This window comes from Rhodococcus sp. O3 (genome assembly GCF_048897285.1).
Lineage (GTDB): Bacteria > Actinomycetota > Actinomycetes > Mycobacteriales > Mycobacteriaceae > Rhodococcus.
The window spans coordinates 1-22290 of sequence record NZ_JBMBTE010000008.1 but is presented as its reverse complement, the minus strand read 5'-3'; the positions used below and the strand labels follow the sequence as shown (position 1 = coordinate 22290).

General features: G+C 68.4%; 18 protein-coding genes. 9 read left to right on the top strand and 9 right to left on the bottom strand.

Annotation, left to right across the window (positions count from 1 at the left end; all coding sequences use genetic code 11):
- Positions 1-48 precede the first annotated feature (48 nt).
- From ACN675_RS04490 to ACN675_RS04480, 3 genes are all read left to right on the top strand, one after another.
- Positions 49-648, top strand: coding sequence for a histidine phosphatase family protein (locus tag ACN675_RS04490; RefSeq protein WP_420749714.1), 600 nt, complete (start codon positions 49-51; stop codon positions 646-648).
- Between the two features lie 176 nt (positions 649-824).
- Complete coding sequence (locus ACN675_RS04485; RefSeq protein WP_420749713.1) at positions 825-2951, top strand: sensor histidine kinase; 2127 nt, start codon at positions 825-827, stop codon at positions 2949-2951.
- A gap of 146 nt (positions 2952-3097) precedes the next feature.
- Positions 3098-4009, top strand: coding sequence for an SDR family NAD(P)-dependent oxidoreductase (locus ACN675_RS04480; protein WP_420749712.1), 912 nt, complete (start codon positions 3098-3100; stop codon positions 4007-4009).
- 60 nt (positions 4010-4069) lie between these two features.
- On the opposite strand, the gene ACN675_RS04475 is transcribed toward ACN675_RS04480, so the two are convergent.
- From ACN675_RS04475 to ACN675_RS04455, 5 genes are all read right to left on the bottom strand, one after another.
- Positions 4070-4954 carry a cutinase family protein gene (locus ACN675_RS04475; protein ID WP_420749777.1) on the bottom strand — a complete coding sequence of 295 codons (885 nt, stop codon included), beginning with the start codon at positions 4952-4954 and terminating at the stop codon, positions 4070-4072.
- Between the two features lie 119 nt (positions 4955-5073).
- Positions 5074-5862: a hypothetical protein gene (locus ACN675_RS04470; RefSeq protein WP_420749711.1), complete on the bottom strand. Its 789-nt coding sequence runs from the start codon at positions 5860-5862 to the stop codon at positions 5074-5076.
- 100 nt (positions 5863-5962) lie between these two features.
- The gene (locus ACN675_RS04465) at positions 5963-7429 is read right to left on the bottom strand and encodes a glutamate synthase subunit beta (RefSeq protein ID WP_420749710.1); all 1467 of its coding nucleotides are present in this window, start codon (positions 7427-7429) and stop codon (positions 5963-5965) included.
- The gene (gene gltB, locus ACN675_RS04460; protein WP_420749709.1) at positions 7422-12017 is read right to left on the bottom strand and encodes a glutamate synthase large subunit; all 4596 of its coding nucleotides are present in this window, start codon (positions 12015-12017) and stop codon (positions 7422-7424) included. The genes ACN675_RS04465 and gltB overlap by 8 nt, the downstream gene beginning before the upstream one ends.
- Before the next feature lie 336 nt (positions 12018-12353).
- Positions 12354-12905: a TetR/AcrR family transcriptional regulator gene (locus tag ACN675_RS04455; protein ID WP_420749708.1), complete on the bottom strand. Its 552-nt coding sequence runs from the start codon at positions 12903-12905 to the stop codon at positions 12354-12356.
- 68 nt (positions 12906-12973) lie between these two features.
- On the opposite strand from ACN675_RS04455, the gene ACN675_RS04450 reads away from it, so the two are divergent.
- The 3 genes from ACN675_RS04450 to ACN675_RS04440 all read left to right on the top strand — a co-directional run bounded on the left by ACN675_RS04450 (position 12974) and on the right by ACN675_RS04440 (position 16708).
- Entirely contained in the window at positions 12974-14005 is a 1032-nt protein-coding gene (locus ACN675_RS04450) for an FAD-dependent monooxygenase (RefSeq protein WP_420749707.1), read from the top strand.
- Between the two features lie 193 nt (positions 14006-14198).
- Positions 14199-14939 carry a hypothetical protein gene (locus ACN675_RS04445; RefSeq protein ID WP_420749706.1) on the top strand — a complete coding sequence of 247 codons (741 nt, stop codon included), beginning with the start codon at positions 14199-14201 and terminating at the stop codon, positions 14937-14939.
- Positions 14940-15028: 89 nt separating this feature from the next.
- Positions 15029-16708 (top strand): acetolactate synthase, encoded by a 1680-nt coding sequence (locus tag ACN675_RS04440; protein ID WP_420749705.1) that lies wholly within the window; start codon positions 15029-15031, stop codon positions 16706-16708.
- Between the two features lie 154 nt (positions 16709-16862).
- Here ACN675_RS04440 and ACN675_RS04435 read toward each other — a convergent pair whose 3' ends face one another.
- The 4 genes from ACN675_RS04435 to ACN675_RS04420 all read right to left on the bottom strand — a co-directional run bounded on the left by ACN675_RS04435 (position 16863) and on the right by ACN675_RS04420 (position 20019).
- Complete coding sequence (locus tag ACN675_RS04435; protein WP_420749704.1) at positions 16863-18344, bottom strand: carboxylesterase/lipase family protein; 1482 nt, start codon at positions 18342-18344, stop codon at positions 16863-16865.
- Between the two features lie 35 nt (positions 18345-18379).
- Complete coding sequence (locus ACN675_RS04430; protein ID WP_420749703.1) at positions 18380-18865, bottom strand: hypothetical protein; 486 nt, start codon at positions 18863-18865, stop codon at positions 18380-18382.
- A gap of 54 nt (positions 18866-18919) precedes the next feature.
- Positions 18920-19591, bottom strand: coding sequence for a phosphatase PAP2 family protein (locus ACN675_RS04425; RefSeq protein ID WP_420749702.1), 672 nt, complete (start codon positions 19589-19591; stop codon positions 18920-18922).
- 68 nt (positions 19592-19659) lie between these two features.
- Positions 19660-20019: a hypothetical protein gene (locus tag ACN675_RS04420; protein WP_420749701.1), complete on the bottom strand. Its 360-nt coding sequence runs from the start codon at positions 20017-20019 to the stop codon at positions 19660-19662.
- 332 nt (positions 20020-20351) lie between these two features.
- On the opposite strand from ACN675_RS04420, the gene ACN675_RS04415 reads away from it, so the two are divergent.
- Genes ACN675_RS04415 through ACN675_RS04405 form a run of 3 tightly spaced genes read left to right on the top strand, consistent with a single transcriptional unit; the run spans position 20352 to position 22180 of the window.
- Positions 20352-21125: a hypothetical protein gene (locus ACN675_RS04415; RefSeq protein WP_420749700.1), complete on the top strand. Its 774-nt coding sequence runs from the start codon at positions 20352-20354 to the stop codon at positions 21123-21125.
- Between the two features lie 33 nt (positions 21126-21158).
- The gene (locus tag ACN675_RS04410; protein WP_420749699.1) at positions 21159-21845 is read left to right on the top strand and encodes a hypothetical protein; all 687 of its coding nucleotides are present in this window, start codon (positions 21159-21161) and stop codon (positions 21843-21845) included.
- A gap of 32 nt (positions 21846-21877) precedes the next feature.
- Positions 21878-22180, top strand: coding sequence for a nucleotide exchange factor GrpE (locus tag ACN675_RS04405; RefSeq protein ID WP_420749698.1), 303 nt, complete (start codon positions 21878-21880; stop codon positions 22178-22180).
- Positions 22181-22290 lie beyond the last annotated feature (110 nt).

The window sequence follows — 22290 nt, the reverse complement described above, 5'->3', positions numbered from 1 at the left end:
CACGGACCTCACCGAGCGATCGCTCGGCCCTCGTGGCACTGTGGGTGTGTGCAGTTGCTTCTGATTCGCCATGCTCTTCCCGTGCACAGCCGGGTCACCGAAGGCCGCGCCGACCCGGCGCTCGCCGAAGAGGGCCACGTTCAGGCCGCCCGCCTCCCCGAGGCCCTCTCGCCCTATCGCATCCGCCGGATCTTCAGCAGTCCGCAGCGCCGCGCGCTCGAAACCGCCGCACCGCTCGCGGTCGAACGCGACCTTCCGGTGGAGCAGATCGGCGACCTCGCCGAGTACGACTACGACCTCGACCACTACATCCCGTTCGACGACGCCCGCGAGCTCGCACCCGCGGCCTTCGAACGGATCCGTGCGGGGCTGCTGCCCGAATTCGTCGACGAGGAAGCCTTCCGCACGCGCGTCCTGCGCGGGGTGGACCGGATCGTCGGCACGTGCGCACACGAGGACACGGTCGCGGTGTTCGCGCACGGCGGTGTGGTCAATGCCGTGCTGCAGAACATCCTCGGCCTCGCGCGACCGCTAGAGTTCCCGATCGAGTACACCTCGGTGACCCGGGTCCTGGTCTCCCGCAACGGAGCCCGCCGCGCGGCGTCGATCAACGAGACCGGACACGTGCGGGATCTGCTCCGGGTGTGAACTGCTGTGACGGGCGTCACTCCGCCAGAACGGGATTCTGCGAGGTCGCCGTAAGCGAACCTATAAATCGTATGTACAACAGGCATTGTCATCCTGTATAACGAGCACCTGACATGCCGAAGGGTGCGCCCACTGCCTACCCGAGACGCATCCCCCGGGGAAGGATGACGCAATCAATGGGGCAACGAAAGAGCCGCTCCCTCAGCCTGATGAACTGGCGCTTGTCCTACAAGCTCGCCGTCGTGCTCGCGATTCCTCTCCTCGCAGCCGTCGCGCTCGGTGCGCTGCGCGTGTCGACGCAGCTCGACGAAGCGCGCCGCTTCGACTCGTTGTCGGAGCAGATGGAAATCATCCCGGTGCTGTTCGACTTCTCGAACATCGTCGTCGCCCCGGCGACCGCGACCAGTCTCGGCCTGGCCATCGAGGAGGAATTCAGCCCCGAGAACGTCACGGCGGCGATCGCCAACGTCCGGAACCTCACGGTCGCAGGTAATTTCGATCCGAATGTCACCGAGAGGCTGACCACGGTCGCCGACGACGGGCAGGCGCTCTACAACACGATCCAGGACGGCTCCATCTCGCGGGACGAGCTCAAGAAGCGCACCGTCGACTTCCTCATCAAATGTGAAGCGACCTTCCGCATGCTGCTCGACCTCACCGAGAACACCGAGGTGCTCACCGACGGCACGAACATGCTCACCGCCTGGAACGCCCAGCGGACGATGCTCGACCAGATGACCTCGCTCGCCGTCTTCGCGACCAACCCCGACGCGGCCAAGCTCATGGCGCTCAACGCCCTGAACATCGAGGAGGGCACGCTCGGGCTGCTCCGGGGAACCTCCCTCGACACGGGCCAGGTCGACGTCATGCTCGGGAACGTCGCCCAGAAACGGTCCCTGATCACCAATTTCGTACCCAGCCTCAAGGCCGGCCTCGAACTGCGCGACTCCATGCTCAATGCGTACGCGCCGTATCAGGAAACGAACGACGTGGCCATCCAGCGCATGACCGCGACACTGGACCGGCTCACCTCCGACGCACGGTCCGCCGCCATTCGCGACAGCATCATCGTTCTCGCGATCCTCGCGGTCGCGCTCGCGGTCGCGCTCCTGGTGGCACGAGCCCTGTCCGTGCCGATGCGCCGCCTGCGTGACGGTGTGCTCGGCGCCGCGAACCACGAACTGCCCGCCGCGATCGCCGCGGTCAAGGACGGCGCGGACGTCACCTCCGTGGAACTGGCACCGATCGATGTGCACACCGACGAGGAGTTCGGTGAGCTCGCCCGCGCCGTGGACTCGATGAACTCCGAGGCGCTGCGGCTCGCCGGTGAGCAGGCGCATCTGCGGCAGCAGGTTTCCACGATGCTCGAAACCCTTGCGAGGCGGAACAAGACGCTCGTCGAGCAGCAGTTGTCGCTCATCGACTCGCTCGAGTACGAGGAGAAGGACCCGGTCCGGCTGCAGAGCCTGTTCGCGCTCGACCACCTCGCCGCGCGCATGCGACGCACCGGCGACTCGCTCCTCGTGCTCTCCGGCACCCGTCCCCGTACCCGCAGCGCCCCGGCTCCGCTCGGCGACGTTCTGCGCGGTGCGGTCTCCCAGGTCGAGAACTACCAGCGGGTGCGGATCGGCAACACTCCGCACGGGTACCTCGTCGGCAGCGCGGTCTCCGACGTCGTCCACCTGCTGGCCGAACTCGTCGACAACGCGCTGCGGGCCTCTCCGCCGAACAGCACCGTCACGTTCGAGTTCTCCGCTGCGGTCGGTGGCGGTCTGCTGCTCGAGATCGCCGACTGCGGTATCGGCGCCTCCCCGGAGATCCTCAACGAGATCAATTCGCGTCTCGCCGCCGGTGACAGCGCCGAGATCCACGCACCGCGTCAGATGGGTCTGTTCGTGGTGGGTCGCCTCGCGGCCCGCAACGGCATCAGCGTGCGTCTGCGTCCGACCTTCGATTCGGAGACGAACGCCGGCATCACCGCGTCGATCTACTTCCCCGCGTCCCTGCTCACCGATGTGCAGCAGAGCACTCCCGAGCCGATGACGGAGCGTCCGCGACGTCTGCGGTCGCCGGACGAGCCTGCACGGCACGTCGATCAGGCCACCGCGTGGGCGCAGCAGGCAACACAGCACCAGCAACCGGCACAGCACCAGCAACCGGCACAGCATCAACAGCCGGTGCCGCCGGGGACGCAGTGGCCGTCGCAGCCCATTCCCACGCAGCAGGACCAGTTCCGGAGCGGGCCGATGGACCTCGGGTCGCCACCGCGCTACGACGACAACCGCTACGACGACAACCGCTGACATCGGCGGGTTGCACCCGCCCCCGTCGGTGAACGAAAGCGCCGGCAGTCCACGCGACTGCCGGCGCTTTCGCCTTCCCTGCAGTCCGGATAACGCAGCTTTCCGTCACGCCTGCCAAGATCGGCCGGCCACGGGAAGATGGACGCATGACACCGCGTACGTCCCAGATTCGACGCTGGCGCAAAGGCGCGGCCCTGCACCTGCGCCTGCGCGATCTGACCGGGACTCTCGTCGTGGTCACGGGCGGCGGCAGCGGCATCGGCCGGGCCGCCGCTCAGGCGTTCTCGGCAGCCGGTGCGATCGTCGTCGTCGCAGACATCGACCTCGAGGCCGCGCGCGAGACCGTCGACCTCGTGAACACCCCGGACCCACGCGCCGGTGGTGCCGCGGCGGTGTTCGGCGGCGGCGCCCACGCCTACCTCGTCGATGTGACCGACGAGGAACAGGTCCAGGAGTTCGCAAGGAAGGTCCGTGAGCGTCACGGCGTGCCGGACGTCCTCGTCAACAACGCCGGACTGGGCATGATCGGATCGTTCGTCGACACGCCGCAGGAAGTGTTCGAGCACGTCATGGACGTCAACTTCTGGGGCGTCGTCTACGGGAGCCGCGTGTTCGCGAAGCAGATGATCGAACGCGGCACCGGCGGGCACATCGTGAACGTGTCGTCCGCGGCGGCGTTCATGCCGCAGAAGCGCATCGCCGCGTACGCCACGAGCAAGGCTGCAGTGCTGATGCTCTCCGACTGCCTCCGTGCCGAACTGCTCGAATACGGCATCGGTGTGACCGCGGTGTGCCCGAGCCTGGTCTCGACGAACTTCAACAGCAGCATCGCGTTCGTCGAGCCCAATCCGGAGGTCCGGAAGGCACGGCGCTCGCGGACGTCCGCGATATACCGCAAACTCGGCGTCCCGCCCGAGCGGGTCGCGAACGCCATGGTCGCGGCGGTCCGTCACAATCAGCCGATCGTGACGGTCGCGCCGGAAGCCAAGGCCCGTAAGTGGATCAGCCGCCTCGCCCCGCGTGCGATGCGCGTCGGTTCGCGGTTCGAAATCGACTGAGCCGGTGTGCCTTTGTGGCGGTCGGGGCCGCCACAAAGGCACACGGGCGGCGCAGCCGCCCTACGCCTTCGAGGCGAGCCAGTTCCGTAGCCAGGTGGTCGCGGTCGTGCCGCGGCCGTCGACGATGTAGGTGCCGTAGTCCTGGTGCACCTGCGATTCGAAGAACCGGCGGATCTCGTCCTCACGCTCGTCGTTGGCCTCTGGGGTGATCTGCAACTGCAGGGTCGGTAGCCCGCCCGCAGACATGATGTCGTTGTACAGACCCTCCGCCTCGCGCCGGTAGCTCTCCAAGCGATCCGGGGTGCTGCCGGCGGCGACTGCGAGGAAACCCGCCAGGCGCGTGACGAAGTCGTCCTTCGGCGTCGAGCAGTACAGGTCGCCGACCGCGCAGATCGTCCGCACGTTCGGGGTCACGAATCCGAACCCGCCGAGGCGGGGGCCTCCGGCACCGTTACCGGCGACCGGCGGGCCGACCAGGATGTCGGTTTCGGAACGTCGCGGATCCGAGAGCAACCCGACCGCGGCGAGCCGGTGCGGCGGCACCACCCCGAGTCCCGTCCCGATCTCCGCGGCGAGATCGCCTGCGGCGTCGGCGCCCTGGCTGTAGCCGACGAGTGCGAAGCGGGTGGAGGCGCACTGAGCGGCGGTCGCCGCGATCAGACCGCGCGCATTGTCGACGGCACGCTGACGGGACGCGCCGTACACGTCGCCTTCCCACGGGAACGCGGTCGCCGGATACTGCACGTAGTCGACTCGCGTGCCCGGGGGCAGGCCGGTGGTGACAGCGGCGAGCATACCGTTGCCGCGCGCCGGATCCGGAGTGCTGGACGTCTCCCACGTCCCCGGCACCGCGACGACGTTCAACGTCGGACACCAACCCGGATCTGCTTGTGCCGCAGGTACTGTCATGACCGACGCCAGCACGGTCCCCACTGCGGCCGTCATCATCGTCAACATTCGATTCAGCCTCAACGCGGCTCCCCCTGTCGACTCGTTCGCTGTGCTCCGGGCCGATTGTCCCGACCCGACATGTCACGGCCGTGAACAGGACGTGACCCGGAATGTCATTCCCGGATTACGGTTACCGGACCTCCTCCGATGTTCGTGACGAACACGTTCCCGGTTCCGTAGTCGAGGGTGTTTCCGACGACGCTGCGGTCGACGACGCGGGCCTGGGCGCCGGCACGGTGCACGACCGTGACGGCCGGTCCGAACAGGTTCGTGACGTAGACGTTGCCGGTGATCGGGTCGGTGACGACCGTGCCGGGCGGCGCCGGGATCTCGGCGGGCAGCGGCCCGTCGGCGGCGTTCCAGTCCGCGACCGTCACCGAGCCGGCGCCGATGTTCGTGACGAACACGCCTCCGCGCCCTGCGTCGAGAATCAGTTCCGGAATCCCTTCGGGCGCAGGTTCGTGCACCGCGGCGGGGCCCGGCGCGATCCAGCGGCGGTTCACCGTGACCACGCCCACGCCCACGTTGGTGACCGCGACGTTGCCGACGCCGCCGTCGACCCGCATCTCGACCGGTGCCGAGGAGACGGTGGTGCGGCCGTCCACACGTCCCACCGGTCGCGTCACCGAGACCGTGCCGGGTCCCAGGTTCGTGATGCACGCGTTACCGGCGCCGCCGTCGAGTCCGAGGAGGCGGAAGTCCTCGAATCTGGAGATCGGCGCGACCGGGTCGCCGCCGTCCACGACCACCGGTCCGCCGAGGTTCTGCACGCAATCGCCGGAGGCGGGCTCGGCAGCGTCTGCCGAGGCGGGTGCACCGGTGACCACGGCCACGGCCGCCGCACCGAGCAGGGTCACCGCACCCGACAGTGATCGCTTCGTGATCCTGTGCCTCACGGTCATGCGCTCGAGGATAACGGCCCGGTGACCGAACGGCCTGCAAAACGATCAGGGCGCGTCCCCGGGATTCCCGGGTACGCGCCCTGATCGGCGAGTTGCTACCTCAGCGCTGCGGCATCGTGCTGGTGGTGATCGGTGCGGGAAGCGCCGTTGCTCCCTCGAGGTACCGATCGACCGCCGCCGCGCAGGAGCGGCCCTCTGCGATGGCCCAGACGATCAGGGACTGACCGCGGCCCATGTCGCCGGCGACGAACACGCCGTCGACGTTGGTGGACCACTCGGTCGAGCGGGCGACGTTGCCGCGCTCGTTGAAGTCCACCCCGAGATCGGTGAGCAGGCCCGGCTTCTCCGGGCCGACGAAGCCCATCGCGAGAAGAACCAGGTCGGCCTCGAGCTCGAAATCCGTGCCGTCGACCTTCTCGAAGCGCCCGGCGACCATCTTCACCTCGTGCGCCTCGAGGGCAGTGACCTTGCCGTCGACACCGACGAATTGCTCGGTGTTGACGGAGAACACGCGCTCGCCGCCCTCTTCGTGCGCGGACGACACCCGGTACATCAGCGGGTAGGTCGGCCACGGCGTCGATTCGGCGCGCTGCTCCGGCGGACGCGGCATGATCTCGAACTGGTGCACGCTGACCGCGCCCTGGCGGTGCGAGGTGCCCAGGCAGTCGGCGCCGGTGTCGCCACCGCCGATGATGACGACCTTCTTGCCCTTCGCGTTGATGGGCGGCAGGCCGTTCTCGTCGGTGATCGGGTCGCCGAGCTGCACCCGGTTCGCCTGCGGCAGGAACTCCATCGCCTGATGGATGCCGTCGAGTTCGCGACCCGGGATCGGCAGGTCGCGCGCGACGGTGGAGCCACCGGCGAGGACCACGGCGTCGAACTGCTCGCGCAGTTCGTCGGCGCTGATGTCCACGCCCACGTTCACGCCCGGCTTGAAGATGGTGCCCTCGGCCTCCATCTGTGCCAGACGGCGGTCGATGAAGTGCTTCTCCATCTTGAATTCCGGGATGCCGTAGCGGAGGAGGCCGCCGATGCGGTCCTCGCGCTCGAACACCGTCACGGTGTGGCCGGCGCGGGTGAGCTGCTGCGCCGCAGCCAGACCCGCGGGGCCGGAACCGACGACCGCGACCTTCTTGCCGGTCAGCTTCGACGGCGGAACGGGGACGACGCGATTGTCCTCGAACGCCTTCTCGATCAGCTCGACCTCGACCTGCTTGATGGTCACCGGATCCTGGTTGATGCCCAGGACGCACGACGCCTCGCAGGGGGCCGGGCACAGCCGCCCGGTGAATTCCGGGAAGTTGTTGGTGGCGTGCAGACGCTCGATGCCGTCGTTCCACTTGCCCTTGTACACCAGGTCGTTCCACTCGGGAATCAGGTTCCCGAGGGGACAACCGTTGTGGCAGAAGGGAATACCGCAGTCCATGCAGCGGCTCGCCTGGACCTGGAGGGTGTCACGAGAGAAGGGCTCGTACACCTCCTTCCAGTCGAGAAGCCGCAGCGGAACCGGCCGGCGAACCGGCGTTTCACGCGAACCGTGCTTGAGGAAGCCGCTTGGATCACCCACGAGCCGCCTCCATGATCGCCTCGTCAACGTTCGCACCACGAATGGTGGCGTCCTTGATTGCCATGAGTACCTTCTTGTAATCGCGAGGCATGGCCTTCGCGAAATGGCTGACCTGCTGCGACCAGTCGGCCAGGATGCGGGCTGCGACCTCGGAGCCCGTCTCGTCACGATGGCGCTCGATGACACCCTTGAGCCAGGCGAAGTCCTCGCCCTCGAGGTCCTCGAGATCGACCAGTTCTGTATTGAGGTTGTCCTCGAAGTCGCGATCGGGGTTGTACACGAACGCGACACCGCCGGACATACCCGCACCGAAGTTGCGGCCCGTCTTGCCGAGGATGACGACCTTACCGCCGGTCATGTACTCGCAGCCGTGGTCGCCGACGCCTTCGACGACGGCCGTGGCACCCGAGTTGCGGACCGCGAACCGCTCGCCCGCGATACCTCGGATGAGCACCTCGCCACCGGTGGCACCGAACAGGATGACGTTGCCGGCGACGATGTTGTCCTCGGCGACGAATCCCGGTGCGGCGCTGTGCGGCGGGCGCACGATGATGCGGCCACCCGACAGGCCCTTGCCGACGAAGTCGTTGGCATCACCGAACAGGCGGAGCGTGACGCCCTTGGGCACGAACGCACCGAAGCTGTTACCGGCCGAGCCGGTGAGGGTGATGTCGATCGTGTTGTCCGGCAGGCCTTCTCCGCCGTACACCTTGGTGACCTCGTGGCCGAGCATGGTGCCGACGGTGCGGTTGACGTTGGTCACCTGCGTCTCGATGACGACCTTCTCGCCGCTCTCGAGCGCGGGCTGCGCCTTGGCGATCAGCTCGTTGTCGAGCGCCTTGTCCAGAGCGTGATCCTGTTCCTTGGTGCAGTGCAGGTCCTGCTCCGGGAAGATCGGCGACGTGACCTTGGTCAGCAGCGGCGACAGGTCCAGCTTCGACGCCCGGTAGTGCTCGACGGCCTTGGTGGTGTCGAGGAACTCGACCTGGCCGATGGCCTCGTCGAGCGTGCGGAAGCCCAGCTCGGCGAGCAGCTCACGCACCTCCTCGGCGATGAAGAGCATGAAGTTCTCGACGAACTCCGGCTTGCCGGTGAATCGCTTGCGCAGCACCGGGTTCTGCGTCGCCACACCGACGGGGCAGGTGTCGAGGTGGCACACGCGCATCATGATGCAGCCGGACACCACCAGCGGAGCGGTCGCGAAACCGAACTCCTCACCACCGAGCAGCGCCGCGATCATCACGTCACGGCCGGTCTTCATCTGGCCGTCGACCTGCACGACGATGCGGTCGCGCAGACCGTTGAGCATCAGCGTCTGCTGGGTCTCGGCCAGGCCGATCTCCCACGGGGCACCCGCGTGCTTGAGCGAGGTCAGCGGGGAGGCACCGGTGCCGCCGTCGTGACCGGAGATGAGCACCACGTCGGCGTGCGCCTTGGAGACACCCGCCGCGACGGTGCCGACACCGAGCTCGGACACCAGCTTCACGTGGATCCGGGCCTGCGGGTTGGCGTTCTTCAGATCGTGGATGAGCTGCGCGAGATCCTCGATCGAGTAGATGTCGTGGTGCGGCGGCGGCGAGATCAGGCCGACGCCCGGCGTCGAACCACGCACCTCGGCAACCCACGGGTACACCTTGTGCGGCGGAAGCTGGCCGCCCTCACCGGGCTTGGCACCCTGCGCCATCTTGATCTGGATGTCGGTGCAGTTGGTCAGGTAGTGCGCGGTGACACCGAAGCGACCCGACGCGACCTGCTTGATCGCCGAGCGCCGCCAGTCGCCGTTCTCGTCCGGCGTGAAGCGCGCCGGATCCTCGCCGCCCTCACCGGAGTTGGAGCGGGCGCCGAGACGGTTCATGGCGATCGCGAGGGTCTCGTGGGCCTCGGCGGAGATGGAGCCGTAGCTCATCGCGCCGGTCGAGAACCGCTTGACGATCTCGCTGGCCGGTTCGACCTCCTCGATCGGCACCGCCGGGCGCAGGCCCTTGCGGAACTCGAACAGGCCGCGCAGCGACGCGAGCTGCTTCGACTGGTCGTCGACGAGGCGGGTGTACTCCTTGAAGATCGAGTACTGGCCGGTGCGGGTGGCGTGCTGGAGCTTGAATACCGTGTCCGGGTTGAACAGGTGGTACTCGCCCTCGCGGCGCCACTGGTACTCGCCACCGACCTCGAGCTCGCGATGCGCATGCTCGGACGGGCGATCCAGGAACGCGGCGGCGTGCCGGACCGCGACGTCGTGCGCGATCTCGTCGAGGCCGACACCACCGAGCTGCGACTGCAGGCCGGTGAAGTACTCGTCGACGAGCTCCTGGGACAGGCCGATCACCTGGAACAGCTGCGCACCGGTGTAGGACGCGAGCGTGGAGATGCCCATCTTGGACATCACCTTCAGCACACCCTTCGAGGCGGCCTTGATGTAGTTCTGGATCGCCTTCTCGAGGGTCATGCCCTCGGGCAGGTCACCGTTCTGCAGCAGCTCGTCGATCGTCTCGAACGCCATGTACGGGTTGACCACGGCGGCACCGAAACCGCACAGCGCGGCGATGTGGTGCACCTCGCGGGCGTCGCCGGCCTCGACGAGCAGGCCCGCCTGGGTGCGGGTCTTCTCGCGGACGAGGTGGTGGTGCACCGCGGAGGTGAGCAGCAGCGACGGGATCGGGGCCATCGTCTCGTCGGACTCGCGGTCCGAGAGCACGATCAGGCGGGCGCCGCCCGCGATCGCCTCCGACACCTGGCTGCGGATCGAGTCGAGCGCGGCCTTCAGGCCCTCGCCACCGTCGGCGACCTTGTAGAGGCCGCGGATGATGACGCTGTTGAAGCCCGGGAACTGCCCGTCGTCGTTGACGTGGATGAGCTTCTGCAGGTCGTCGTTGTCGATCACGGGTGCGGACACCAGGATCTGACGGCACGAGTCGGCGGTCGGGTTCAGCAGGTCGCCCTCGGGACCGAGCATGCCGCCGAGGCTCGTGACGATCTCCTCGCGGATGGCGTCGAGCGGCGGGTTGGTCACCTGGGCGAACAGCTGCTGGAAGAAGTCGAACAGCATCCGCGGACGCGACGACAGCACCGCGATCGGGGTGTCGGTGCCCATCGAGCCGAGGGCTTCGCCACCGGTGGCGGCCATCGGCTTGACGAGGAGGTTGACCTCTTCGTTGGTGTAGCCGAAGACCTGCTGACGCAGCACGACACGCTCGTGCGACATGTAGGTGTACTTGCTCGGCGGCAGATCCTCGAGCCGGGCGATGCCCTGGTCGATCCACTCCTGGTAGGGGTGCTCGGACGCGAGCTCGTTCTTGATCTCGTTGTCGTCGATGATGCGGCCCTGCGCGGTGTCGACGAGGAACATGCGGCCCGGCTGCATGCGCATCTTGCGCACGACCTTCTCCGGGGCGATGTCGAGCACGCCGACCTCGGAGGCCATGACGACGAGGCCGTCGTCGGTGACCCACACGCGGGACGGACGCAGGCCGTTGCGGTCGAGCACGGCGCCGACGACGGTGCCGTCGGTGAAGCACACCGACGCCGGGCCGTCCCACGGCTCCATGAGCGCCGAGTGGTACTCGTAGAACGCCTTGCGCTTCGGATCCATGCTCTCGTGACGTTCCCACGCCTCGGGGATCATCATGAGCACGGCGTGCGGAAGGCTGCGGCCGCCGAGGTGCAGCATCTCGAGCACCTCGTCGAAACGCGCGGTGTCGGACGCGCCCTCGGTGCAGATCGGGAAGATCTTGTCGAGCTTGTCCCGGCCGCCGAAGATCTCGGACTCGATGAGCGCCTCGCGGGCACGCATCCAGTTCGCGTTACCCGTGACGGTGTTGATCTCACCGTTGTGCGCGACGCGGCGGAACGGATGCGCCAGGGGCCACGACGGGAACGTGTTGGTGGAGAAGCGCGAGTGCACCAGGCCCAGGGCCGACTCGACGCGCTCGTCCTGCAGGTCGAGGTAGAAGCCCTCGAGCTGCGGGGTGGTGAGCATGCCCTTGTAGACGAACGTCGACGGCGACAGGCTCGGGAAGTACACGGTCTCGCTGCCGGGACCGTCCTCGCCGGGACCCTCGTTGCCGAGTTCGTGCTCGGTGCGCTTGCGCACGACGTAGGCGCGGCGCTCGAGCTCGAGCCCGGTCAGGGTGCGGGCGCCGGAAGCGATGAAGATCTGCCGGAACGTCGGCATGGCGGACTTGGCCATCGACCCCAGGTCGGAGTCGTCGACGGGAACCTCGCGCCAGCCGAGGACCTCGAGGCCCTCCTCCGCGACGATCTTGTCGACGGCCGCCTGCGCGGCGTCGGCCGCGGCAGCGTCCTGAGGCAGGAACGCGATACCGGTCGCGTACGCACCGGCTTCGGGCAGCTCGAAGTCGACGACTTCACGGAAGTACCGGTCCGGAACCTGGATGAGAATGCCGGCACCGTCGCCGGTATTCGTCTCGGCACCCGCCGCGCCGCGGTGCTCCAGGTTCACGAGCGCGGTGATCGCCTTGGAGACGATGTCGCGGCTCTTGCGGCCGTGCATGTCGACGACGAAAGCGACGCCGCAGGAGTCGTGCTCGTTCGCCGGGTGGTAGAGCCCTTGAGGCCCGGGAAGATGCTTCATACCTAGCCTTCGTTGCATGTGATAGCACCGACGACCAGCAGCGCTGATGGCCATCTACTTGCTCTGAGCAAGTACCGACACGAGGTGGATCGGCACCGATAACCGTCAGTATCCGCCCTTCCGCGACGATGCGGGTGCCTTTTTTTCGGCAGCTCGGGCCCTGGAACTTCCGGCCGGTGGGGACGTTGTGCGTCCACCGTCTCGGACAGACGATATGTCAACAATGCGGGTGTAATGCAAGGAAGGCTGCCCTACCTATCCCCTGAGCTGCGGTGATGTTTCGTTAACACGGCCGTAGCGCGGCGGTGACACGGCGAAACGGAGCACAACCGCCGCTCACAACAGCGACCCGAGTACCCGGCGGATGCCCTCGCGCGGGTCGGAGTCGTCGTCCGACGTGAGCCGATGCAGGATCACCCCGTCGAGATAGTCCATGAGCACCCGCGCACAGGTTTCGGCGTCGTCGGTCCCGACCCCCAGCGCCGTGAGCATGCCCGTTCCCCAGGCCCGCAGTTCGTCGCGCCGCAGCTGCACCGCCGCGCGCAACTCCGCGACCGCGGCCGCCTCGACGAACAGCGCGTAGCGGGCCCGGGTGCGCACCACGTCGGGTCCGGTCGCGGTGAGCACGTAGCCGACCAGCAGCTCCACGAGTTCGTCGGTGGTCCGCGGTGCCGGCCCGACCAGCGCGGCCGCGTCGGCACGGTCGCGGTCGACGAGCCGGTCGAGCACACCTTCGAGCAGGGCGCGCCGGGTGCGGAAGTAGTTGGACGTCGAGCCGGCCGGGACACCCGCGGTCGCGTCCACACCCCGGTGGGTCAGGCCGCGCATTCCTTCCCTGCCGAGCAGGTCGATCGCCGCGTCGAGGACGGTGCTGCGTTTGTCGGACACAGCGTGACACTACACCGCGACACTACAACAGTAGTGACTGAACACTACAGATGTAGTACGTTCGGTCCATGACCACTCCGAGAAGCGGGAAAGCAGCAGTTCTGGGCGGCGGCATCGGCGGTCTCACCGCCGCGAACACACTCCTGCGCCACGGCTGGCGCGTCGACGTGTTCGAACGCTCCGACGCGCTGCCGGAATCCGGCACCGCGCTGGGGCTGTGGCCCGAGGCCCTCGACGCTCTGGAGACCGCGGGCCTCGGCGGTGCCGCGGAGTCGCAGGGTGTGCTGCAGGCGTCGGGGACGTTCCGCAGGTGGGACGGGCGGGTCATCGCACGGCTCGAGGGGATCCGCCGGTCCGCGGTGCTGCTCTCGCGCCCGGTCCTCCTCGGTCTCCTCGCGGGCGGCGTCCCCTCCGGGACGATCCGTTTCGGCCGGCCGGCGCCTGCACCCGGCGACCTCGCCGGCTACGACGTCGTGATCGCGGCGGACGGCATCGGCAGTCCCACCCGCGACCTTCTGTTCGGGCCCGCGTACCGGCCCGTGTACACCGGGCTGACCGCGTGGCGCGGCTGGGTAGCCGGCACCACCGACGACACGAGCGAAAGCTGGGGGCCGGGCGCGCTCTTCGGCATCACCCCACGCGACGGCGACCTCACCAACTGGTTCGCCGCCGTCCGCGCCCCTGCCGGATCCACGGGCGGCCTCGACGACCTGCGCGAGCGCTACCGGCACTGGCATCCCGCGGTGCGCGACGTGCTCGACCGCGTCGAGCCGGGCACGGTGCTCCATCACGACCTGTACGAGTCGCCGAGGCTGCCGTCCTACGTGTCCGGCACCGTCGCACTGATCGGCGACGCGGCCCACGCCATGGCACCGAACCTGGGTCGCGGTGCGTGCGAAGCGATGGTCGACGGAGCCACGCTCGCGACCCTGCTCACCCGGCATCCGGTGCCGGACGCGCTCCGCCGCTACGACCGCGAGCGCCGCCGCCGCACCCAGCGGCTGGTGACGGCCTCGCACCTCATGAGCCGGATCGGCACCGCGCACCGCGCCACCGGCATCCGCGACGCGATCCTCGCCGGCGCGGCGCGGTTCGCGTGAGGAGAACACCGTCCCGGACGACCGCCGAAAAAATCCGGCCGGCGCGCGGAACCATTCGGTTCGCCGATGCGTCCAATCCCTCCGAGGAATCCAACTGCGTAATCAACCGCGGTGATCCGACTGCGATGTGGAGAGGGGTCGAATGGACAGGTCGAAGTCCGCACCAGCGCGCCGGGGGCGGTCGCTCCGCCGGATGACGGGCTGCGCGACGCTCGCGGTGGGCGCGTCCCTGATGGTGGTGTCCTGCTCGGGTGGTGAACCCGGGGACGCGGCACCGGCCGAGGCGGCCGAGCAGTATCGGCCACCCGAGCAGATCCAGGGCGCGACCGTCGTGTGGTCGGCAGAGCCCGGCGTCTACCTGCAGGACGAACACGGCACACTCGTGCGTGCCGCCGAGGAAGCAAGGTTCGTCGCCCGCTACGTGGGCATCGAGAACTCCTATCCCGGATTCGCGGCGGCACTGAATCCCGCCTCCGCGGGCATGATCACACCGCTGCGGGACCGGCAGCCCGTCGGGACGCTCCGCGCGCATGTCCTGTCCATCACACCGACCGACACCGGTTTCGAGGCTGCCGTGTGCACGGAGCGGTCCGAACTCGCGGAGAAGTGGCCCGACGGGCGATACCACTTCACGAAGACGACGGAGATCGAGTCCTTGGTCCGGTTCGCGCGAACCATGGCGCCCGCGGATGCCATCGAGCCGGCAGCGGCCGACGCGGCGGCCGATTCGAAACAGACGTCGAGCCAACGGCAATGGCAGTCGCCCGCGACCGATCTGTTCACCGGATCCGGATGGACCGTCGACTTCGCCGCCGACCCGGCCGGCACCCGGCAGCGGTGCCAGGCGTGGGGTCGCAGCATCCAGACGGAAAGAGCCGACTCCGACACGAGCAACACTCCCCCGAGTGTGTTGCCGGCCCTCCCCGGGTGGTGACCCGAACGGGCAGGGCGCTGTGTCCCCCCGACATCGGCGTTCCCCCGAAATCGGCCGCATCGCGCCGGATGCGCCCGTAGCCTTCCGGCATGGCCCCGGAAACCGAGGGACGCGGTGAAATCGAGGGACACGACGGAATCGAGGGACACGGCGGCGATCTCGCCGCGGCGGTGGCCCACGCCCACGGTGTCCGGACGATGTTCACCCTGTCCGGCGCACACGTCTTCCCGCTGTACGACGCCGTCGTCAAAGGCGAGTCGCCGATGCGGCTGATCGATGTCCGGCACGAGCAGACCGCGGTGTTCGCCGCGGAGGCCACCGGAAAACTCGAACGCCACCCCGGGCTCGCGGTCCTCACCGCGGGCCCGGGAGTCACGAACGGGATCAGCGCCGTCACCCAGGCGCACTTCTCCGGATCGCCACTGGTGGTGCTCGGCGGACGCGCACCCAACGGCCGCTGGGGTACGGGCAGCCTGCAGGAACTCGACCAGCCGCCGCTGCTGCACACCGTCACGAAGCTGTCCGAGACCGCGCGCACCGTCGACCGGATCGTCCCGACCGTGGACGCTGCGTTCACCGCGGCCGGTTCGTCGCATCGCGGACCGGCGTTCGTCGACGTCCCCATGGACGAACTGTTCGGCCGAACTTCGGCGAAAATAGCACCGCCCCAACATGTTCGGATCGACCCCGACCCCGATTCGCTGGCCGAGATCGCCGTCCTGCTGGCCGCCGCGTCGCGACCGCTCGTAGTGTTCGGCACCGACGTGTGGTCGGACGGAGCCGAGGCGGCCGCGCTGCGGTTCGTCGAGGAACTCCAGGTCCCCGCCATCACCAACGGCATGGGTCGCGGCACGATCCCCGGTGGGCACCCGCTGCTGGTGACGAAAGCGCGCGGGACCGCCGTCGGCACCTGTGACCTGGCGATCGTCGTCGGAACGCCGCTGGATTTCCGGCTCGGTTACGGCCGGTTCGGGGGTCGGGACGGGGCACCCGACGCGCAGGTCGTGCACATCGCCGACAGCCCGGGTCAGGTGTCGGCGCACGCGAGCCTCGCGGGCTCGGCGTCCGGCGACCTCACCGCGTGCCTGGACGGAATCCTCGCCGCATTGCCCGCCCGGCCCGACACCGGCGACTGGGTGAGCCGGCTGCGCAGCGAGGTCGACGCGGCGACGGCCCGGGACGCGGTGTTGCTCGGCGCCGATTCCGACCCGATCCACCCGGCCCGTATCTACGGGGAGCTGCTGCCGCGACTGGCCGAGGACGCGGTCGTCATCGGCGACGGCGGCGACTTCGTCTCGTTCGCAGGCAAATTCGTCGAACCGAAGCGGCCCGGCCAGTGGCTCGATCCGGGCCCGTACGGGTGTCTCGGCGCCGGCCTGGGTGCGGCGATCGCCGCGCGCATCGCGCGCCCGTCGAGCCAGGTGGTCCTGTTGCTCGGCGACGGTGCCGCCGGCCTGTCGCTGATGGACGTCGACACACTCGTCCGGCACAGGCTGCCGGTGGTGATCGTCGTCGGCAACAACTCGGCGTGGGGGCTGGAGAAGGGACCCATGCGGTTGCTGTACGGCTACGACGTGGCCGCGGATCTGGCGCCGGACACCCGGTACGACGAGGTGGCGACGGCGCTCGGTGCGGCCGGTGAACCGGTTCGTGACCCGCGGCGGATCGGGCCGGCGCTGGATCGGGGTTTCGCGGCGGACGTGCCGTATCTGATCAACGTGCTGACCGACGTCGAGGCCGCGTATCCGCGTGCGACAACCGGGATCTGACGAAAAATACCCCTCAAATAACAACTGACCGCAGCGATTGATTCAGCTGCGGTCAGCGGTATCGATACGGTAACAGGTGCCCTCCCGACGACGGAACCTGATGACCCGTGAAGTGAGTCACACCTAAGTTTGTGGGCTCGGCTTCCGGGTAGGACTACCGGATTCCCTCCCAGAGCACGCGAACGTCGGCACCCGGATCCTCCAGCTGCCCGGACTCCGCGCCGAAGCACATCACCGTGCGGGACTCGCCGTACGGACTCCAGCCCGGCCCACCCGTGCTCACGAACGACACCCACGCCCGGTGCATGTCGTCGGCCAGCACCTGCGGCGGATGCGGTCCGGCGAGCCGCTCGGCTCCCTCGACCCCGAGGTTGTCGAACGTGAAACCGAGCTCGAGCGCATGGGTCGCACCCAACCGGCCCTCGAACAGGCTCGACGGCCACTCGAACCGGTACACATAGGTCGACAGGAGCTGCACCGCGCGTGCCTCCGCGACACGCAGCGCCGGGATCAGGAACATCCAGTCACCGAGGACCGCGGTCATCAATTGCCCCGGCGTCGCATCCGGCCGCGACTCCCGGTAGGCGGCGAGGGCGGCCTCCACGTCGAGTCCGTACGCTCCGATCATCATCCGCAGCACGTTCTCGTCGATGCCCTGATCGACACCGCCCGGCACGAGGAACAGGCTGTACTCGTCGGCGTTCGTTCCGATCAGGACATCGATGTCGGACGACGCGCCGGCCACGATCCGGTCGATCGGCCGTCCCGGCAGCACCGTCCCGTCCACACACGGTTCGAACGCCATCGAGTCGGCGGCCACCTCACCCCACTGCTGCGGGTCCGGCTGGGCGAGGATCCGGCGGGACAGCGCGTCCTGCGCCACCACCAGGTCGGTGGGGTCGATGCTCGCGAAGCCCTCGCGGGTCGGTTCGACCCCCAGGTCCTCCGCGAGCGCGGTGGAGATCCGCTTGGCCGTGGCAAGAGACATCGCGGAGTGCCCGGCGCCGCTCTGCGCGATGACACGCCGGAACAGGCCCTCGGCGTCCGGCATCGCCACCAGCGACACCGCGCTCATCGCCCCCGCCGACTCCCCGGCGACGGTCACCAGGTCCGGGTTGCCGCCGAAGGAGGCGATGTTCTCGCGCACCCAGCGCAGCGCCGCGACCTGATCGAGCAGCCCCCGGTTGGCGGGAGCGCCCTCGAGGTAGGCGAAGCCTTCCACGCCGAGCCGGTAGTTGATCGACACGAACACCACACCGTCGCGCGCGAACGAGCCGCCGTCGTAGACCGGCACCGCGCTGCTGCCGTGGACGAAGGCACCGCCGTGGATCCACACGAGCACCGGCAACGACATCTCGAGGTCGGGAGTCCAGATGTTGAGGCTGAGGATGTCCTCGCCCGGAATCGACGGGTCCGGCAGCAGCCGGTCCAGCGGCGGGTGGTAGGGCGGTTTCGGCGCGGTCGGACCGAACTCGAACGCGTCCCGCACCCCGTCCCAGGGCCGTGCGGGTGCGGGCGCCGCGAACCGCAGATCGCCGAACGGCGGGGCCGCGTACGGGATCCCCTTGAACACGGAAATTCCGCTGCTGGTCGTCCCACGCACCCGCCCCAGCGTTGTCTCGACGATGGGCTCCATCCGTGGCTCCTCGCGACCGTTTCGGTTTGGCGACGTCATCTTTGCATCCCGACCGGCGCGGGGTCGGGAAAACGCCGGGGCGACCCGAAGATTCGCTCGAGGCGCCGCAACACCAGGACCGTGACGAACGGCAGCACCACCAGGCTCGCATAGATCGACAAGCCCAGCACCCCCACGAGACACAGGCGCAGCGTGCTCAACCGGTCGAGATTCGTGAGTTCCTCGCTCGCAATGCCGGTCGCGGGCACGAACAGGAAAAGCACCCCGGCCGCAGACAGCCACCGATAGCGATGCCGGGTTGCCGCCAGCAGGCCGCCGGGAACCATTGCGGCCGCGTAGAGCAGCACGATGAACAACGACCCGTCCCACGAGAAGTGCGGCTCTCCCCCGACCGCAACGGTGGCCGCACGCATCAGGATTCGGGACACGACACCGACCAGCACCCCGGCCACCAGAGCCGACGACAATCCGACGATCAGCGCACGCACCATCAGTCCCCCCGACCTACGACGAGCGCTCATGCTAACCGGACACCGGAATTCGCGCGCGGCGTAGCACTTCCGGCGCCCGAAGCGTCAGCCGACCCGCTGGGGTTCCCGCGGCACGGTGAACACCCGATCGACGACTGGCTGCAACACGACGACCGCCGTCGTCACGACCAGAACCCCGAGAGCGAAGCCGGACAGCACGTCGTGCGCGTAGTGCACGCCCACCATGACCCGTGAAAAACCGAGGAGTACAGCGACCGGCGCCGCGAACCAGAAGATGCGGGGTACCGCGAGAATGCAGGCGGTTGCGAGGGACGCGGCGATCACCGAATGGTTCGACGGCCACGACCAGTCCCCGATCGCAGGACACTCGAGGACCGTGGTCACGTCCGCCGCCCGGCAAGGACGGGGTTCGGTGATGACCAGTTTCACGGCCTCACTGGTCAGGTACGCGACGACCGCCCCGGCTCCGCCGGCGACGAGTGTCCCGAAGGCCCGGCGATCACGCTGCCACGTCCAGGCGGCCAGGACCACGAAGGTCGCGACCAGGACGAGCGGTCCCTTCTCCGCGACGACGGCGGCGAACGGCGCGAGGGGTGAGGGCTCGATCGTGCCGGCGACCGCACGATAGACGGAGTCCCTGAGCGGGACGGCGACGAGGGCGAGGAGGGCCAGCGAGACGGCCGTCGCAAGTGCAGCGGCGAGTGTCGAACGGGTGACGCGTGCAGGTCCGGGCGGCGAACCCTCCTCGAAATTCATGACACGACGCTACCGAGTCCCCGGACGGGTCGCAGACGGCCGGCCGGTGGGTCCCGAGCAGTGCCACGTCAGAAGGCCAGGTCGTCGCTACCCGTCCCGGGATCGAGCGTCGCGTCGTGAGCGCCCGGATCGAGGCCGTCGTGTTCGAGGCCTTCGACGCCGGTCCAGCTGTAGTCGCCGTGCGAACCGAGCGGGTCCGTGTCGGTGTCGTCCCCGAGCAGAATCGAGCCGGAGTCGAGGTCGTCGTCATCGATGTTGCCGATGTCGATGTCGTCGTCGGGAATCAGGTCGATGCCGATTTCCGGAGTGTCCGGATCCGTGGCGATCTCGAGGATGCGCTCCCACAACTCCTCCAGCAGTACCGGGATCGTGTCGTTGCGATCCAGACCGAGCATCTCCCACAGCGACGGATCCTGTTTGCCGGTCATCGCTCCCCCCTTTCCCGATGCCACACGGGACCCCGGATGTGCAGGGTCCGCACGGACACCCCTGGTGCAGTCGTACGGATGAACGCGGTCGCATTCACGTCTCGGGTTCGATGCGCGGGATACCCGGAATGTTCCGGACCGTTGCGAAACAGTCCGACCGACAAGGTCATTGAAGTGATCCGCGTCACATTCATGACTGTGCCGACCCGGTGTCAGCTGCGGTTTCCCCACTCGGACGCGGTCGCGGCGAAAAAGTCGGCGCTTTCCCGGAACCTTCCCGCTGTCCGAGCGCTCATATCTGCAACACCCGACGAGCGAAAGGCAACACCGACATGGCGAACCGCGGATCCTTCTCCGACATCACCGGCTCGAGCAACGCGAACCGCCAGGACTCGCAGTCCACGGCGAGCGACCGCTCGGACTCCTCCTACGGCAACAACTCGTCCTTCGACAGCGACGCCTCCTACGGCTCGTCCTCGGCCGCTCAGGAAGGCTCGACCAGCTACGAGTCCTACGAACGGTACGAGCGTTACGACTCGTCCGGCTCGTCCAGCTCGGACTCGTCCTACGGCTCCTCGGCGGCCTCCGGCTCGGATTCGTCCTACGGCAGCAACTCGTCCGCCTCCGATTCCTCCGACAGCGCGTCGTCGGCCTCCGCCTCGAACAGCAACGCGGTCAGCACGGGCTCCACCTCGACCGACAGCCTCGACGCCGGCCGGAGCGCCCAGGGCACCCCGTCCGGGCCCGTCCTGCTCGACGAGTTCACCGATCCCAACGGCGTCCTCGTCCAGGAGTACGACACCGATGGTGACGGCATCGCCGACACCGGACTCGTCGACCTCGACGCCGACGGCACCGTCGATGTGATCGGGATGGACACCGACGGCGACGGCCTCGTCGACGCCAACGCCGTCGACATCGACGGTGACGGTACCTTCGACGAAGCCGTCTTCGATCTGGACGCAGACGGTTCGGTCGACGCGATGGTGGACCTGCACACCGGTGCGGTCGACTTCGACGGTGACGGCATCGCCGACGACTACGTCGACACCAGCGCGTTCGATTCCGGTGCGTCCTCGGGCGGGGACCACGCCGACCTGGTCTGACACCCCGATCCATCCGAACCCGAGGAGTTCCCCGTGGCCGCTTCAACCGATCCGTTCGGCGTGGACCTGTCCGCACTCGACACCGCATCCGGCGCCGGAAGCTCTTCCGTCCCGGACGAATCCGAGCAGCCCTCGCCGGACTCGCCGAGTTCTCCGGCCGAGGGACTGCGGACGCAACCCGGAACGGCCGCAACGGAATCCGAACCGCCCGCGTCGCCGCTTGTATCACTGACCGACCAGCTGCGCGCGCCCGAGTCCCTTCCGGCCTCCGAACCTGCTGCGCCGCAACCGGGCTCCGTTCCGGTGCCGTCACCGGACTCACCCAACGCGCAGGATCGGATCCACACCGGCTACGGCACGGTCGACGCACCGCGGGACGGCGAGCTGTCGTCGACCACCGTCACCCCGGACGGTGTCGTGCAGACCGCGAACGACCTGAACGGTGACGGAGTGGTGGAATCGGTCGAGGTCGAGCTCGCCGACGGAAACCGGGTGGTCTACGCGGACACCGATCTCGACGGGTCGTTCGACACGGTCCGCTACGAGAGCGCCGATTTCCGGACGTACCAGGTGGAGAGCGACGCCGACGGCGACGGGCAGATCGACACCGTCATCACGTTCGACGAGGAGTACAACGCGACGGTCTCCGTCGACACCGACGGTGACGGCGTGGCCGACGAGAGCTACACGTCCGCTGACGGCATCGTCGATCCGGCCTGAGCCGATCCGACCCGAGTGCAAAGGGGCACACCATGGTGACCGGCGAGAACATCGACGATCTCATCGCGGCGGCGGATGTGGCCGCCGACGATCGGGAACGTGGCGTCGTGATCGAGCGTCTGGCCACGCTCGGCGTCGAACGCCTCGATGCGCCACCCGGCATTGCCTTCGATCCGACGCAGCATCGCGCGGTCTCACTCGTCCCGGCGTCATCGCCGGCCGACGAGAACACGATCGACGCGACGGTGCGACCCGGGTGGCGCCTCGGACCGGACATCCTGCGGTTCGTCGAGGTGGCCGTGAAGGTTCCGCCGTCGCGCTGTGCACAGCGATAACCGGCGGGCGACAACCGATCCTGCGGGCGGCATCCGGCGCGCTATAGGCTCCGCACGGTTGTCGTGCCGACGGGGCGCGACAGATCAGAACTCCGAGAGGGATAGCGAAA

Excerpts from the sequence above, each read along its gene's own strand:
- ACN675_RS04480 (WP_420749712.1), top strand. The coding sequence starts at position 3,098 with ATGACACCGCGTACGTCCCAGATTCGACGCTGGCGCAAAGGCGCGGCC.
- ACN675_RS04450 (WP_420749707.1), top strand. The coding sequence starts at position 12,974 with ATGACCACTCCGAGAAGCGGGAAAGCAGCAGTTCTGGGCGGCGGCATC.
- gltB (WP_420749709.1), bottom strand. The coding sequence starts at position 12,017 with ATGAAGCATCTTCCCGGGCCTCAAGGGCTCTACCACCCGGCGAACGAG.
- ACN675_RS04440 (WP_420749705.1), top strand. The coding sequence starts at position 15,029 with ATGGCCCCGGAAACCGAGGGACGCGGTGAAATCGAGGGACACGACGGA.
- ACN675_RS04415 (WP_420749700.1), top strand. The coding sequence starts at position 20,352 with ATGGCGAACCGCGGATCCTTCTCCGACATCACCGGCTCGAGCAACGCG.
- ACN675_RS04430 (WP_420749703.1), bottom strand. The coding sequence starts at position 18,865 with ATGAGCGCTCGTCGTAGGTCGGGGGGACTGATGGTGCGTGCGCTGATC.
- ACN675_RS04485 (WP_420749713.1), top strand. The coding sequence starts at position 825 with ATGGGGCAACGAAAGAGCCGCTCCCTCAGCCTGATGAACTGGCGCTTG.
- ACN675_RS04470 (WP_420749711.1), bottom strand. The coding sequence starts at position 5,862 with ATGACCGTGAGGCACAGGATCACGAAGCGATCACTGTCGGGTGCGGTG.
- ACN675_RS04405 (WP_420749698.1), top strand. The coding sequence starts at position 21,878 with ATGGTGACCGGCGAGAACATCGACGATCTCATCGCGGCGGCGGATGTG.
- ACN675_RS04445 (WP_420749706.1), top strand. The coding sequence starts at position 14,199 with ATGACGGGCTGCGCGACGCTCGCGGTGGGCGCGTCCCTGATGGTGGTG.
- ACN675_RS04475 (WP_420749777.1), bottom strand. The coding sequence starts at position 4,954 with ATGACGGCCGCAGTGGGGACCGTGCTGGCGTCGGTCATGACAGTACCT.
- ACN675_RS04420 (WP_420749701.1), bottom strand. The coding sequence starts at position 20,019 with ATGACCGGCAAACAGGATCCGTCGCTGTGGGAGATGCTCGGTCTGGAT.
- ACN675_RS04435 (WP_420749704.1), bottom strand. The coding sequence starts at position 18,344 with ATGGAGCCCATCGTCGAGACAACGCTGGGGCGGGTGCGTGGGACGACC.
- ACN675_RS04425 (WP_420749702.1), bottom strand. The coding sequence starts at position 19,591 with ATGAATTTCGAGGAGGGTTCGCCGCCCGGACCTGCACGCGTCACCCGT.